4 protein-coding genes and 1 pseudogene are annotated in these 16,985 nt (G+C 61.9%); 1 reads left to right on the forward strand and 4 read right to left on the reverse strand.

The window, feature by feature from the left end; all coding sequences use genetic code 11:
- The 4 genes and pseudogenes from PMI35_RS27625 to PMI35_RS27610 all read right to left on the reverse strand — a co-directional run.
- Positions 1 to 1,019: pseudogene (locus PMI35_RS27625) on the reverse strand (copper oxidase); the annotation flags it as partial.
- A 512-nt stretch (positions 1,020 to 1,531) separates the two neighbouring features.
- A complete protein-coding gene (locus PMI35_RS27620) occupies positions 1,532 to 2,860 on the reverse strand; it encodes a TolC family outer membrane protein (protein WP_008055594.1) in 1,329 nt (442 codons plus the stop codon).
- A gap of 1 nt (position 2,861) precedes the next feature.
- Complete coding sequence (locus PMI35_RS27615; RefSeq protein ID WP_008055595.1) at positions 2,862 to 4,202, reverse strand: HlyD family type I secretion periplasmic adaptor subunit; 1,341 nt, start codon at positions 4,200 to 4,202, stop codon at positions 2,862 to 2,864.
- A gap of 6 nt (positions 4,203 to 4,208) precedes the next feature.
- Positions 4,209 to 5,945, reverse strand: coding sequence for a type I secretion system permease/ATPase (locus tag PMI35_RS27610; protein WP_008055596.1), 1,737 nt, complete (start codon positions 5,943 to 5,945; stop codon positions 4,209 to 4,211).
- Positions 5,946 to 6,643: 698 nt separating this feature from the next.
- Between PMI35_RS27610 and PMI35_RS27605 the strand changes: the two genes are divergently transcribed.
- Positions 6,644 to 16,985: peroxidase family protein (locus tag PMI35_RS27605; RefSeq protein ID WP_008055597.1), on the forward strand; the 10,342-nt coding region annotated here is incomplete at its 3' end.

Raw genomic sequence — 16,985 nt, forward strand, 5'->3', positions numbered from 1 at the left:
TAGCCGTCGCTTTCGGCCGGGGTGTGGCCGTTGTGTTCGTGGGTACTGAGGGTGTGCAGGCCGAAACCCATGTTGGCCGCCGGGTCGATTGGCAGGGCGTTGTAGTGACGCATCAGCACCGGTTGACCGTAACGCACCATCAGCAGTTTGGCCGGAAAAGTGCCGTCGAAGGTCCATAGCGCCTTGTGGTTCTGAATCGGCATGCTGGGGTGAAAACGGGTGTCGATGCCTTTGGTCGTGCCGGTCGTGGTCGGGATGTCCGAGGTCTGGTAGTAGAGCCCGCCAGGCCCGAACTCACCGACGGCGTAGTTGTGCAATTGTCGGCGGTCGCGCATGCCGGTGTTGATCCGCGCGCCGACTTGCACGGTCTTGAAGGCGGCCTGCGGGTAGAACTCGTTCCAGCGTTGATGCGACCAACCCTTTCCCGGTGGCCGCCCCTCGGCCGGCGAACCTACCGGATGGCGGTTGAGGAAGGCTTCGATCTGCGATTTCCACGGGTTGCGGTCCAGCACGTTGGAGTACTGCGACGGAAACGGGAACAGGCCGGGCTGGCGCATAAAGGCTTCCAGCGCCGCCTTCGACGGGCCGCTGCGAGCGATGCTGTCCGGGTCCTGGGCCGGCGCCGGGCCGGCAAGGGGTACCGGGAATTTCAGCGGCGGCGCGGGCAGCGTCGGGTCGAGTTTTTCCGTGCCGAATTCTTCGAACAACAGCAATTGCTGGGTGTAGGGCTGGGCGCCGAACAGCGGGCTGGGCTTGCCGTTGGTGGGGATCTTGAACGATGTCTGCAGGCTTGGCGGCAGCACGTTCTCGGCACGTGGGGTGTTGCGGTCGCCATACACGCCGTTGGGCAGGGCAATCGCGCCCTGGTTGGCCGACGGCATGGTTTTCAAGGCTTCCAGCGCGGCCGCCGCGGCCAGCGGGTCGGCTGGAGGATTGGTATAAGCCGAGGGGTCCGTCGGGGGTGGTTGGCTGACATCGTCGAGCGGCGCGGCATCGGCGGTGGCCAGGGTCAGGAGCATCGCGCAGGGCAGGCTGGACCTGCGCAGCAAGTCAATGGAATTGCAGGGTGGTGTCGCACGTTTCATTTTTCTCCCCTCGCGTGATGCCCCGCCGTCTCCAAGTCCGGGACGATAGTTGTGCGGGTAACAGCGGTGGAGCAACTAACGCGCCACTACCGCAGGGAGAAATAAAAGTTCAATTTAATTAACGGGTTGTTCTGAGTGTTAAAAATGGCAGAAATGGTAGTGGGGGATATTCCTCAAATGTGGTGATAAATCCCCGATAAAGTGGGTGTAAATCCCCAGTTATGGTGATAGCAAAAAGCGTTTTTTATCGCGTTTTTTTTGTTAGGACGCCCGTACCATAAGGAGATGGTGGTAATCTTTGCGTTATTGAAGTGGTGACTGAAAAAAATGGAATCGCGCACCCGCCATTGCCTGGCCGCGAGCCGTATTTTGGTAAATATGAATGGAATTTGCCACGAGGTGGGGCGCCGGCCAGCCATTTGGCTTGACCGGCGGGCGGGAGAAAGTCAGTTGCTGACCAGCAGTTCCGGGCCGAGGTAGTCGTTGATCTGGTCGATATCGTCGTCGCCCAGACTGCCCACCGAAGAGGCCAGGCGCAGGCGCGACATCAAATAGCGCAACTTGGCCTCGAACAGATCGTGGCGCGCGACGAAGAGCAGCTCTTCAGCGTTGAGGACGTCCGAGTTGGTGCTGGTGCCCCCTTCCTTGAAGCCCTTGCGTGTCGAATTCAGTGAGCGTTCGTTGGACGCTACCGCCTTCTCCAGCGCGCGAACGCGCTTGGCGCCGCTCTGCACACCTTGATACTCACGGGTGGTTCCGGAGATGACCTCCTGCCGTGTGGCGTCGAGTTCGTCCTGGGCCTTGTAGCTATTGGCGCTGGCCTGGCGTGTCAGCGCGCTGACGCCTCCACCACTGAACAGCGGGAGATTGACTTCCAGCCCGATCGAGCTGTAGCGGTTGCGTTGATTGAGCTCGGAGATCGATTGGCTATCGCCCGCGGTGTAGCCTGCAACGAAGTCCAGCGTTGGCCAGTGGCCGGCCTTGGCGCGCTTCACTTCTTCTGCGGCGAGGTCGCTGCTGTAACGGCGCGCAATGATCAGCGGGCTATCGGCCTGGGCCTTGACCAGCCAGTCCTGCAGGTTGCTCGGCAGCAGCGGTGGTGTATCGAAGTTGGGCTGCAAGGTGGTCAGTGATTCGGGAGTCTCACCGATGTATTCCTCCAGCTGTCGGCGCGCGTTGACCAGGTTGTCCTGCGCTTCGATCAGTTCGGCCTCGGCGAGGTCGCGGCGAGCGACCGACTCGTCGATGTCGGTGACGGTGCCGGCCCCCAGCTCCATGCGCCGTTTCGCCGAGGCGAGTTGCTCATCGAAGGCACTCAGTTTGGCCTTGGCCAGGACGATGGTTTCGCTTGCCAGGAGCACGTCGAAATAGCTTTCGGCCAGGCGCACCGCGGCGTCCTGGGTCTTGGCATCGAACACCGCGACACTGTAGTCGGCACGTTGCTGACCCTGGCGGTACTCGGCCATCTTCTGTTTGTTGAACAGTGGCTGGCGCAGGCGCACGTTGGCGCCCTTGGAGTCGTAGTCCAGATCCCTTTCGACACCGCTCTGGCGTTGGGTGCCATTGACCTTGTTGTCGTAGGCCGAGGCACTGATCTGCGGTAGCAGGCCAGCCTTGCCGATGGCGCGGTTTTCCTCGCCCGCGGCTTTTTCATGCACGGCGGCGCGGTAAACGGGACCTTGGTACTGCAACAGATCCCAGGCTTGTTTGAGGTCCATGGCGCAGGTCGGCAGGGACAGCCCCAGCAGGCAGAAGAATAGGCAATGACGGTCCATTTCATTGTTCCTTGAACGAGCTGTCCACACGCTCGAGCATCGGTTTGAGCAGATAGCTCATCAAGTTGCGCTCGCCGGTCTTGATGGTGACGCTGGCGGGCATGCCGGGACGAATATGATTGCTGCCAAGCAGACTCATGCCATCGGGTGTGACTTCCACCTGAGCCAGGTAGAAGGGTTGCTTGCTTTCCTCGTCGAGCAGGCGGTCGGCGGAGATGGTCTTCACGCGCCCGGGAATGTTTGGCGTCTGGGCATGGTTGAAGGCGGGGAAGGCAATGTCCACGGGCAGGCCGGGGACCATCTTGTCGATGGCTTGCACGGGAATCATCGCGTCGACCTGCAGCGGTTCGTTGACCGGAACGATCTCCATGATCTTGAAGCCGGGCTGAATGATGCCCCCAACCGTGGCAATGCTCAGGGACTGGACCATGCCATCGATGGGCGAGCGAATCACTGTGTGGGTCACTTCATAATCGAGCGCGCGCAAGCGGTCAGCCAGGGTGGTGTTTTCCTTGGCGGTGTCAGTCAGCTGCGATTCGACTTCCTTCAGGTAATCGTGCTGGCGCTGCAGGATGCGCAACTTGATTTCGGTGGTCTGGCTACGCACGCGGGCGATGTTGTTGAGGTTCTCGGCCTGGCCGGCAGACAGGTCGGCATTGCTGCGTTCCAGCTCAAGCAAGCGGTTGCGCGGCACATAGCCTTCGGCCGCCAGCACGCGGGTGCCTTGCAGTTCCTGGTTGAGGAAGTTGATTTGCGAGGCGCGGGCGCCATAGACCTGCTGCAGGCCCTTGAGCTGCACCTGCGACGCCGCCAGGTTTTCCTCAAGGATGCTGATTTCACCCGCAAGACCGGCGCGCCGGGTGTCCAGCAGGCGCTGTTGCAAATTCATGGCGGCCACCAGGCGGTGGTCATCCCTGAAGCGCTTGATCAACTCAGGGTCAAAGTCCACCACATCGCGGCCGTCACGTTCCGCTTCCAGGCGGTTTTCCACGGTCTTGCTGACGATGTACTGGGCGCCAACCGCACCCTGTTCGGCAGCGGCACGCAACGAGTCGAGGCGAACCACCTCCTGGCCTTTTTTCACCACATCGCCTTCGCGAACGAGGATGGCCTCCACGGTGCCGCCGCTGAGGTGCTGCACGGCCTTGCGATTGCTGGTGACTTTGACCGTGCCTGTCGCTACCACGCCGGCATCCAGCGGAGCCAGCCAGGACCAAAGGAGGAAGCCGCCGAATCCGGCGAGCACCAGCCACACGCCCCAGCGCGCGGGTTTACCGACGTCCAGGTCTACCACGCTCCTGGGATCGGCTTGAATCATCTCGGTGTGTTGGCTCAATTGCATGATCGGTCACTCCCGTGCTTTGACGGAGGCCAGTGGGGTCGCCGCGCCGGCAGGCATCACACTGGCCTTGCGCAGCGCTGCGAATACTTCGTCGCGCGTGCCGAGCATCTGCACGCCGCCGTCACGCAGCATCAGCACCTTGTCGACGGCGCAAAGTACGTTGGGACGGTGGGAAATCAGAATGACGGTGGCACCGCGGGCCTTGAGCTCGGCCAGCGCATCGACCAAGGCCTTTTCGCCGACGTCGTCAAGGTTGGCGTTCGGCTCATCCAGCACGATCAGGTTGGGTTCGCCATACAGCGCGCGGGCCAGGGCGATGCGTTGTTTCTGACCACCGGACAGCGGGCTGCCATCGGTACCCAGGCGGGTGTCATACCCCTGCGGGAAACGCAGGATCATGTCGTGCACGCCAGTGATCTTGGCGGCGCGGATAACCGCGTCGCTGTCCACTTCGCCAAAGCGCGCAATGTTATCGGCGATGCTGCCCTCGAACAGCTCCACGTCCTGCGGCAGGTAGCCGAGCCAGGGGCCCAGTTCGCCCTTGTTCCAGGTGAAGATGTCCGCGCCGTCCAGGCGCACCTTGCCGGCCTGCGCCGGCCAGACGCCAACCAGCAGGCGGGCGAGGGTGGATTTGCCCGAGGCGGATGGGCCGATAACGCCAAGGCTTTCGCCGGGGACAAGGCTGAAACTCACCCCGCGCAGAATCGTGTTGTTGGTAGCGGGGGCACCGGCATACACATTCTCCACCGCCAACATGCCCAGCGGACGCTGCAGTGGCATGCTCGCTGGCCTGCGCGGATAGTCTTGCAGCATCTCGTTGAGCCGGCCCCAGGCCGAGCGGCAGCCGAGCAGTTGTTTCCATGACGCGATGACCTGTTCTACCGGGCCCAGTGCGCGGCCGGTGAGGATCGAGCAGGCAATCATCATCCCCGGGGTGATCTTGCCTTCGATCGCCAGCAGCGCGCCGGCGCCGAGGATCAGCGACTGCAAGGTGATACGTACGAAGCGCCCGGTGCTGCTGATGAGGGCGGCGCGGTCGGAGGCCAGGGTCTGCATTTCCAGGATGCGCAAATGGCTCTGGTACCAGCGCTTGCTGATCGACGGCAGCATGCCCATGGCCTCGATGACCTCGGCGTTGCGCAGGTTGTTATTGGCGTACGTGGCGGAGGAGAGGGAGGCCTGATTGGCTTCGGCCAGCGGCTTCTGCGTGGCCTTTTCGGTGAGGTAGGCCAGGCCCACCAGGATCAGCGAACCGATCAGCGTGAGCAGTCCCAGCAGCGGGTGGATCAGGTAGGCGACCAGCAGGTAGATCGGCGTCCACGGCGCATCGAAAAAAGCGAACAGGGCGTTGCCGGTGAGGAACTGGCGAACCTGCGCGAGATCTTGCAGGGCCTGGGCCGGGTTGCCTCCGGCGCGGTTCAGGTTGCGCTCGAAGGCGGCGGTGAAGATGCGCCGGTTGAGGTCCATGTCGAGGCAGTTGCCAAGCCGGATCACGACGCGGGTGCGGACCATTTCCAGCGTGGACATCAGCAGGAACAACCCGATCACCAGCAAGGTCAGCATCGTCAATGTTGTGACGTTGCGACTGACCAGGGCCCGATCATAGACCTGCAACATGTACACCGCTGGCGTCAACATCATGACGTTGATAACGCCACTGAATGCTCCGAGCGAGTAAAAACTGCGACGCAGGCGAAAGATCGCGTCAGCCAGTTCTGAGCGGGTGCTCGACGGCTTTTGCATTTGGGTCCTCCCTCACCGAAAAGCCGGTTGCCCTTGCGGCGCACCCGCTGCCGGTAAATGAAATTGACTATCAATACATCTAGTTCCCCGAGTAACTCGTCGGCACAAGCTGTAGTTCTCTGGACAAGTTCTCGGGGTTATTCACATGCAGGAGCGTAGGTGGCGTTTGTTTCCCTAGCGATACACTTTGAAATAACATTTCGCGCTATAAGTGCTTAGCATTTTCTATATATCGTTTAAGAACAGCTAGTTGGCAGGCCTAACACCGGTCGTCTGTTTTTGCGGCGTAATATTGACAGTTTTTTGCTATGGAACTTTAGTCATGTTGGGTGATCGCCCCCCTGAAGCCAGCCAACACTTTGGCAATGCAAGGCACGGTGATTTTCCTGAAGGAGCACACATGGCGATCATTTCGTTGTCTTGCGCGGTGACGGAGCTGTTCAGGAAGTTCGCTTCGACTTCCAGATTCCATGGCCCACCCTCGGCTCGGGATCGCTCTGCCTAACCGCTCAGCGAACCATTCATTTCGCGAATTCCAGGCGCGCATTCCCAGGCGCCGGGGGACGGCTTTGCCTATCCCACGCCTGCTCTCGCCATACAACTGAACCCATGAACTACGCAAGCCAGCACCTGACTGGGCGTGGGAGGATTTTCTCGTCCCGTGCCTTTCCCCCAGAGAGATCGAGGACAATAAAAAAATGGCCAATTTCAACAAGTCGGACCTGGAATTCATACTCAAGCAAATCTTCATCGCGGAAGCGCATGCCAGTGGCGCGAGCCTCATTGATTTGCTGCCTAACACTCAGGTGCCATTCGGTTTGCGAACCGTCGATGGCAGCTACAACAACCTGGTCGCCGGGCAAACCGAGTTTGGCGCTGCGGACAATTCCTTCCTGCGCCTGCTTGATGCCCAGTATCGAGCGTCCTATGCCTCGACAGGGTATGTGGTCGACCCGCAGCCACGCATCATCAGCAACCTGATCGTCGACCAGACCGCCAACAACCCGGCCGCGGTTGCGGCGAACGGCGGTGCCGACCCGGTGATCAGTCCCGGGCTGGATGGCGTGTTCGGCACGGAAGACGACAAGGAAGTGTTCTTGATTCCCAACGTGTCGCCGGACGTCGGCCTGACCGCCAGCTTCAACTCGTGGATGACCTTCTTCGGCCAGTTCTTCGACCACGGCCTGGACCTGGTCACCAAGAGCAGTACCGAAATCGTGTTTGTTCCGCTGCAACCGGACGATCCGTTGTTCGTACCCGGCAGCCCGACCAACTTCATGGTGCTGTCACGAGCAGTGCGTGCCGCTGGCGCGGACGGAATTGTCGGCACTGCCGATGATGGCCAGACCAACACCACCTCGCCGTTCGTGGACCAAAGCCAGACCTACAGCTCGCACCCCTCGCATCAAGTGTTCCTGCGCGAATACGCCCTCAACGCGGCAGGCAACCCAATTGCCACGGGTCGCTTGATTACCAACCGTGATCTCGGCGCCGATGGCAAGTTCGGCACCTCCGATGATGGCAATGGCGAAAATGGCGGCATGGCGACCTGGGCAGTGGTCAAGGCCCAGGCTCGTGACATCCTCGGCATCAACCTGACCGACGCCGATGTGCACAGCGTGCCGCTGCTGGCAACCGATGCCTATGGCAACTTCATCCGCGGGCCAAGCGGCATGCCGCAGGTGGTGATGCGTGTCAACAACGGTGCTGACGGTACCGCCGGTACGGCGGATGACGTCACGCAACTGGTCGAAGGCAACCGGGATGCGCCGATCAGCCTGGCCAACGCCGTGAGCACCGGGCATGGCTTCCTCGACGACATCGCCCACAATGCCGCGCCGGTCGTGGTCAACGGGGTGCTGCAGGCGGATGGCGATACCGATGTCGGCAATGCGCAGGACGTAGGCAATGCCGGCAACAACCTGACCTATGACAACGAACTGCTCGATGCCCACTACATTGCCGGCGACGGCCGGGTGAACGAGAACATCGGCCTGACCGCTGTGCACCATGTGTTCCACGCCGAGCACAACCGCCTGGTCCAGCAATCCAAGGACACCATCCTTGCCGCCGGCGACCTGGCTTTCCTCAATGAATGGCTGGCGGACGACGTGACCGAGATACCGACGACACCCGCCGGTATCGCGGCGTTGGTGTGGGACGGCGAGCGCCTGTTCCAGGCCGCCAAGTTCGGTACCGAGATGCAGTACCAGCACCTGGTGTTCGAGGAGTTCGCGCGGACCATTCAGCCGCAGGTCGACGAATTCCTTGCCCCCAACGGTTATGACACCACGATCAACCCGGCCATCCTCGCCGAGTTCGCCCATGTGGTGTACCGCTTCGGCCACTCGATGCTGACCGAAACCGTCGATCGTTTCGACCCCGAGTTCAATCCGCTCCTCACTGACCCGAACAACCCTGACTCGCAAATGGGGCTGATCGCGGCCTTCCTCAACCCGCTGGCGTTCGCCGGCAGCGGAGCGACCTCGGACGAAGCGGCAGGGGCGATCATTCGCGGTGCGACCCGCCAGGTTGGCAACGAGATCGATGAATTCGTCACCGAAGCGTTGCGAAACAACCTGCTCGGTCTGCCGCTCGATTTGCCGGCCCTGAACCTGGCGCGCGGTCGCGACACGGGCATCCCCACGTTGAATGAAGCGCGGCGTGAGATGTACGCAGCCACCGGCGACAGCCAACTCACGCCGTACATCAGTTGGGCTGACTTTGCCGAGCACCTCAAGCACCCCGAATCCCTGGTCAACTTCATCGCCGCTTTCGGCACCCACAGCGCATTGATGGCGGCCGATGTGGATACGCTGGTCGAGATGCGTGCGATCGCTGCGGCCCTGGTGTTTGGTGGCAGCGCGGTGATCAACGTGGATACTCCCGACGAGCGTATCTTTACCGCCAATCTCGCCGATCGCCTGGCATTCCTTAACAGCTCGGGCGAGTACGCCATGGTCAATGGCGTCACCACCACCGGCGTGGACGACATCGACTTCTGGGTAGGTGGCCTCGCCGAGCAGAAAATGCCGTTCGGCGGCATGCTCGGCTCGACGTTCAACTTCGTCTTTGAGACCCAAATGGAGGCGTTGCAGAACGGCGACCGCTTCTACTACCTGTCGCGTGTCGCAGGCCTGAACTTCGGCACTGAGCTTGAGAACAACTCCTTCGCCAAGCTGATCATGCTTAACAGCGATGTTACCCACCTGTCGAATACCGTGTTCCTGACGCCGACGTTCACCCTCGAAGTGAATCAGGACAATCAGTTCACGGGCCTGGGTGCGGGCGGCAAAGCCGACCCGACGGGCGGCCTCATGATCGACGGCGTGGAAATCGTCAAGCTGGTGGTCCGCGACAACCCCGATACCCCCGGTACAGACAACAATTATCTGCGCTACAACGGTGAAGACCATGTGGTCCTGGGCGGCACCGCCGGCAATGACATCATCATTTCCGGTGACGGCGATGACACCATTTATGGCGACGGCGGCAACGATATCCTCGAAGGCGGTGCCGGCAACGATGCGGTACTGGGTGGCGCAGGCGATGACATCATTACCGACTCGTTCGGCGACAACCGCCTGGAAGGCAATGCCGGTAACGACGTGATCATCGCCGGCAGCATGCTGGCCGCCGGCAACCTGATCCTGGGCGGCGATGGCCAGGACTTCATCGTCACCACCGAAGACATCAGCACCACCTTCGGCGGCCAGGGCGACGACTTCATCCTCGGTGCCAAGACCAACCTGCCACCGACCGGCAACGAAGGTGACGACTGGATCGAGAAGGGCACCCAGGACGGTGCGCCTGGCGATAACGCCGCGCCGTTGCTCAATGACGATACGATCGGCAACGACATCTTTGTCGGTGGCGGTGGCTTCGACGAAATGATCGGCGAGGGTGGCGATGACATCTTTGTCGGCAGCGATGCCCAGGACAAGATGGAAGGCATGTCCGGCTTCGACTGGGTCACCTACAAGGATGACAAGTTCGGCGTCACCGCTGACCTGACCATGGCCGCGCTGGCGCAGCCACACGGTAACGCGCCAAACCAGAACACCGGCGTATTCAATCCGGTCGGCGCCTCGCCCGCCTCGATCCTTGACCGCTTCGCCGAAGTGGAAGGCTTGTCCGGTTCGAAGTACGGCGACGTACTCAGGGGCGATAATGTCGATGCCGACACCATCCTCAACCACGGGGGGGCCACGGGCAGTGCGCTGACCAATGTGGCGTTGATCCGCGGACTCGCGCAATTCCTGGCCGATGCCGGCCTGCCGACCACCGGCTTTGCCACGGGCAACATCATCCTCGGTGGCAATGGCAGTGACCTGATCGAGGGCCGCGGTGGCGATGACCTGATCGACGGCGACAAATGGATCAACGTCAGGATTGCCGTTTATGCCCCGGGTGATGTCAACCATACCGGTCCCGAGGTCGCCAGCTTCGACAGCATGGTCGACATGATTCCCTTCATGCTCGATGGCACCTATAACCCCGGTCAACTCAAGGCCGTGCGGGAAATCCTGCCCGGCACCTCGACGGGCGGAGCGGCCTTCGACACCGCCATATTCTCCGGAGCCCAGTCTGAGTATGTGGTGACCCGGGACACCCGCGGCACGGACAGTCTGGCGGACGATGTGTGGACGGTTGCAGATACCGTAGCCGGTCGCGACGGTACCGATACCCTGCTGCATATCGAACGCCTGCAGTTCGCCGATGGCCAGCAAGTGCTGGTGCCGGGGCTCAATGCACAACCGGTTGGCAGACCGACCATCGCCGATGGCAACGGCGGCGCTATTACGGTGGGCGACATGCTGACCGTCAGCGTGGCCGGGGTGACCGATGCCAACAACGTCGGGGGCAGTCTCAACAGCGCCTCGGTGTCCTACTACTGGCAATTCGAGTCGGACCCAGGCAGTGGCGTTTTCGAGGACATCATCCTCTTGCCGGCCGGCGACCTGGCGTTCCAGAGTGCTGACGGCACCTCGTTCAAGGTCTCTCCGGACCTCGCCGGGCTGTCGTTGCGGGTCAAGGCGATCTACCAGGATGGGCATGGCACGACGGAAGTGGTGTTCTCGCAGCCGACGGCGGTAGTGGCTGCCGGCGCACCGGTCGTACCGACGGCGCCGACCCCCGTGGCCGATGCCACGGCGGGTGGCGAGGGCCTGCACATGGTCCGCTCCGACCTCAACTTCATCCTTGACCAGATCAAGATTGCCGAGGCTGACGCGAACGGTCAGGACATCCTCTCGCTGATCCCGAATATCCGCGCGCCGTTGGGCCTGCGTTCGGTCGACGGGTCGAACAACAACCTGCTGAACCTCAACGGCAACAACCACACCCAGTATGGTGCCGCCGACAATACCTTCCCGCGCGTGTCCGATCCGGTGTTCAATCCGGCGCAAGCGGGAACGACCTATGCGTCCAGCGGCGGTCTGGTGATTGACTCGCAGCCGCGCACAATCAGTAACCTGATCGTGGACCAGACATCGCACAACCCGGCTGCCTATGCCACGGCGTACGACCCGGGGGCAAACGGTCATCTCGACTTCGGCGTATCGGGTAGCGGTAACGACGACGTGCTCAAGGATGGCGTACGGATAGTCGCCAGCCCTGGGATGGATGGCAAGTTCGGTACGCAAGACGATCACGATGTGTACCTGTTCGAGAACACCGCGGCGGATGCGGGATTGTCCGCGCCGTTCAACGCCTGGATGACCTTCTTCGGGCAGTTCTTCGACCATGGCCTGGACCTGGTGACCAAGGGTGGATCGGGCACCGTCTACATCCCGCTGCAACCGGACGATCCGCTATATGTGCCGGGCGGCCACACCAACTTCATGGTGCTGACCCGCGCGACCAACCAGCCAGGGGCGGATGGCGTTCTCGGCACGGACGACGACATCCATGAACACACCAACACCACCACGCCGTTCGTGGACCAGAACCAGACCTACAGCTCGCATCCGTCGCACCAGGTGTTCCTGCGCGGATACGTGATGACGGATCACGGCCCTAAAGCGACCGGCAACCTGATCACCAATCGTGACCTGGGGCAGGACGGCAAGTTCGGTACCGGCGATGACACCGAAATCGGTGGCATGGCGACCTGGAAGGTGGTCAAGGCGCAGGCACGGGACGTTCTGGGCATCAATCTCACCGACGCCGATATCGACAGCGGTCCGCTGCTGGCGACGGACGCCTATGGCAACTTCATCAAGGGGCCGCACGGCTTCCCGCAGGTTGTCATTCGGGTGAACAACGGGCTGGACGGCATTGCCGGCAACGCCGACGACGTCACAACCCTTGTCGAAGGTGATCCGAGCAACCCAATCAGCCTCGCAAACGCGGTACGCACTGGCCACGCCTTCCTCAACGACATCGCCCACAACGCTGTGCCGGTGAGCGCCGGCGGGATTCTGCAGGCGGACGGTGACCACGATGTCGGCAATGCACAGGAGTTCAATCCGCAGACCGGGGCCAACCTGACCTACGACAACGAACTGCTCGACGCTCACTACATCGCCGGCGACGGCCGGGTCAACGAAAACATCGGCCTGACCGCGGTGCATGCGATCTTCCACGCCGAGCACAACCGGCTGGTGGCGCAGACCAAGGACACCGTGCTCGATTCCCACGACGTGGCCTTCCTCAACGAGTGGCTGCTCACGCCCGTGGCTGCCATGCCCGCCAACCAGGCCGAGATCGATGCGCTGGTGTGGAACGGCGAGCGCTTGTTCCAGGCGGCCAAGTTCGGTACCGAGATGCAGTATCAGCACCTGGTGTTCGAGGAGTTTGCGCGAACCATCCAGCCTCGTGTTGACCTGTTCTTCGCACCGACCCAGGTCTATGACGTCGACCTCGATGCCTCGATCGTCGCCGAGTTCGCCCACACCGTGTACCGGTTTGGCCACTCGATGCTGACCGAGACTGTCGATCGCTACGACGTCAATTTCGACGTGATTGGCGATCCGAGCAGCGCTAACCCCGATCAACAACTGGGCTTGATCGCGGCGTTCCTCAACCCGTTGGCGTATGCCGCCAGTGGCGTGACGCCAGAGGATGCGACCAGTGCGATCGTGCGTGGGGTGACCCGGCAAGCCGGTAACGAAATCGACGAGTTCGTCACCGAGGCGCTGCGCAACAACCTGCTGGGCCTGCCACTCGACCTGCCGGCGATCAACATCGCCCGTGGCCGCGACGTGGGGATTCCCTCGCTCAACGCGATTCGCCGCGACATCTACAGCCAGACCGGAGATACCCAACTCAAGCCGTACAGCAGCTGGGTCGACCTGGTGCAGCACCTCAAGCATCCGGAGTCGTTGATCAACTTCATCGCGGCCTACGGCACCCATGGCACGATTACCTCGGCAACCACTTTAGAAGGCAAGCGCGCCGCGGCGATGTTGCTGGTCTTCGGCGACGGGGGTATTGACGAGCCATCCGATCGCCTGGACTTCCTCAACGGCACCGGCACCTGGGCCAACGTGACGCGGGCGGGCAAGGATGGGGCCCTGGGGACTGCAGACGATCTGAAGGGTGTGACGATCACCGGGGTCGACGCCATCGATCTATGGATCGGCGGCCTGGCCGAACAGATCACGCCGTTTGGCGGCATGCTTGGCTCGACCTTCAACTTCGTGTTCGAGAATCAAATGGAGAAACTGCAGGACGGCGATCGCTTCTACTACCTGGAGCGTACCTCTGGCCTGTCGATGAACGCCGAGCTGGAAAGCAACTCGTTCGCCAAGCTGATCATGGCCAACACCTCGGCCACGCACCTGCCGGGCCTGGTGTTCTCGGACCCGGGCTTCTATCTGGAGAGGGACCAGTCCAAGCAGTACAACGATGGCCTGGGCAGTGCCGATCCGCTCGAGAACGGCCATAAGGTGGTGTTCCGCGACAACCCGCTGACCGACGGACCGGACGCCAACTACATCAAGTACACCGGTGAAGAGCACATCGTGCTGGGCGGTACCCACAGTGCAGACATCCTCATCGCGAGTGAAGGCGATGACACCGTCTGGGGTGACGGCGGCAACGACCGCATCGAAGGCGGTGACGGCAACGACCAGCTGCGCGGTGGCGCCGGCGACGACATCATCACTGATGCCGGCGGCGACGATAACATCCAGGGGGGCGACGGCAACGACGTGCTGCACGGTGGCAACGGCGTCAACCTGATCATCGGCGGGTTCGGCAATGACTTCATCGTGACCGGTGAGGACGCCTCCGAAGCCATTGGTGGCCAGGGCAACGACTTCATCCTCGGCAGCAAAGCTAACGAACAGGACATGGGTAACGAAGGCGACGACTGGATCGAGAAGGGCACCTCCGACGGTGCGCCTGGCGACAACTTCGACCCGCTGGGCAACGACCCGATCATCGGCAACGATGTGTTCATTGGCGGTGGCGAGAACGACAAGTTCAACGGTGAAGGCGGTGACGACATCATGGTCGGCAGTCTCGGCTTTGGTGACCGCTATATCGGCGGCTCCGGCTATGACTGGGCGACGTTCAAGGATCTCGCCCAGGGTGTGAGCATCGATATGAGCGACCGCTTTTTCGATGTACCGCTGGTACCGGGTTCGGGGGCCTCGGCGCTGGTGCGTTTCGACATCATGGAAGGTCTGTCGGGTTCAGCGCACGGTGACTTCCTGCGCGGTGACAACGAAGATGCCGGATCGCTGCCTGGCGCGGGTGCAACCGGCAGTGTGCTGACCAACATCAACCTGATCGACGGCCTGGCGGATGTGCTGCCGGAGGGAGCGACGTTCTTCGACGGCGGCAACATCATCCTCGGTGGCAGCGGCAGCGACCTGATCGAAGGTCGCGGTGGCGACGACATCATCGATGGTGACAAGTGGCTGAACGTACGCATCAGCGTACGGGCAAACCTTGATGGCACTGGCCCGGAAATCGCCACGTTCGACAGCATGGAACCGCTGGTGCCGTTCATGCTCAACGGCACTTACAACCCGGGTCAATTGATCATCAAGCGGGAGATCCTGACCGGCAATGACCGCTTCGACACTGCGGTGTTCTCCGGTAATTCGACGGAATACACTGTCGAAGTCGTGGGTAATACGGTCATTGTGACCGACCTGGTGGCGGGGCGTGACGGTGTCGATCGCCTGACCGGCATCGAGCGTCTGCAGTTCTCTGACCTGGCGCAGTCGACCGGCGTTGGCACCGCCTTGAACGATGGCCCGTCGGGTCATCTGGCGATCCTCGATGATGCTACCGGTCTGCGTGACGATACGCCTGTGGCCGGCCAGTTGCTGCGCGTCAGCAATCGGGCGGTGCACGATGCCGATAACGTCAGCGGGGCCAATGCGACCGGCGCGGTGAGCGGAGCGGTGGCTTACTACTGGCAGGTGGAAAACATTCCTGGCACGGGCATCTATGAGGACATCACCGTTGTCGACGCCGGCGAAGCTTCGCGGGCGACTGGCACCACCTACCGGGTGGCGGACGATGTGGCGGGCCTGAACATCCGCGTCAGGGCGGTGTACCAGGATGCCAACGGCACGCTGGAGATCGTCGATTCGGCGGGGAACAGCGCACCGACCGTAGGGCCAACCGTTCTCGGAATTTTGGCGCAGAACCAGGTGCTGACCGCTGACCCGTCGAGCATCGTCGATGCCGATGGTCTCAACAATCCGCAGTTCACCTATCAGTGGCAGGCGACCAACGGCGTCAACTTCGTCAACATCGCCGGTGCGACAGGTAGCACGTTTACGCTGACTCAGGATCAGGTCGGCGATCAGGTGCGTGTGGTGGTCAGTTACGTGGATGGCTTCGGTGTGGCCGAAAGCGTGGCGTCCGACCCTTCGGACCCGGTGGAAAACGTCAACGATGCACCGACAGGTGCGCCGCTGATCAGCGATACGACACCGGAACAAGGGCAGGTGCTGACCGCGCTGACCGCCGGGATAGCCGATGTGGATGGGCTGGGCACCTTCAGCTACCAATGGCAGCAAGGTACCGGGACGACCTTCACCGACATCAACGGCGCGACCGCTGCGACGTTCACCCCGGGTGGGGCGCAGGGCAATCTGCAACTGCGGGTGATCGTGCGCTACACCGATGGCTTCGGCACGCTGGAGACGGTGACCTCTGCGGCGACGGCGCTGGTACCGCCTGGCGTGATACTGACGGGGGACGCTGGGGCGAACACCCTGACGGGCGGCACGGGTGACGATGTACTCAATGGCCTGGGCGGGAACGATACGCTCAATGGCCTGGCGGGTGCTGACCTGTTGTTGGGCGGCACTGGCAATGACATTCTCAACGGCGGAGCCGACAACGACGTCCTCAATGGCGAGGACGGCAACGACACCCTCAACGGTGGAACCGGCGCGGATGTCATGAATGGCGGTGCCGGCAACGACACCTTTGTGGTCGACAACGTCGGTGACACCGTGACCGAGGCGGTGGGTGGCGGTACCGATCTGGTGCAAACCACTCTGGCCAGTTACGTGCTCGGTGCCAACGTCGAGAACCTGACCTTTACCGGCGCCGGTAACTTCACCGGTACCGGTAATACGCTGGCCAACAGCATCACTGGCGGGGCCGGCAACGACACCCTCAGTGGCGGAGACGGCAACGACATCCTCAGCGGTGGGCTTGGCGCGGATGCCATGAACGGCGGTGCCGGCAACGACACCTTCGTGGTCGACAACGTCGGTGACAGCGTCACCGAGGCGGTGGGTGGCGGTACCGATCTGGTGCAGACCACCCTGGCCAGCTACGTGCTCGGTGCCAACGTCGAGAACCTGACCTATACCGGTGCCGGTAACTTCACCGGTACCGGTAATGCCCTGGCTAACACCATAACCGGCGGGGGGGGTAACGACGTCCTCAATGGCGGTGCGGGTGCTGACCAGTTGGTGGGGGGAGCTGGCAACGACACCTACGTTGTCGATGTAGTCGCGGACGTGGTGGTCGAGGTGGCGGGTGGCGGTACGGATACCGTGCAGACGTCGCTGGCCAGCTACACCCTGGGTGCTGATGTCGAGAACCTGACCTATACCG

The organism is Pseudomonas sp. GM78 (genome assembly GCF_000282475.1).
Classification (GTDB): Bacteria; Pseudomonadota; Gammaproteobacteria; order Pseudomonadales; family Pseudomonadaceae; genus Aquipseudomonas.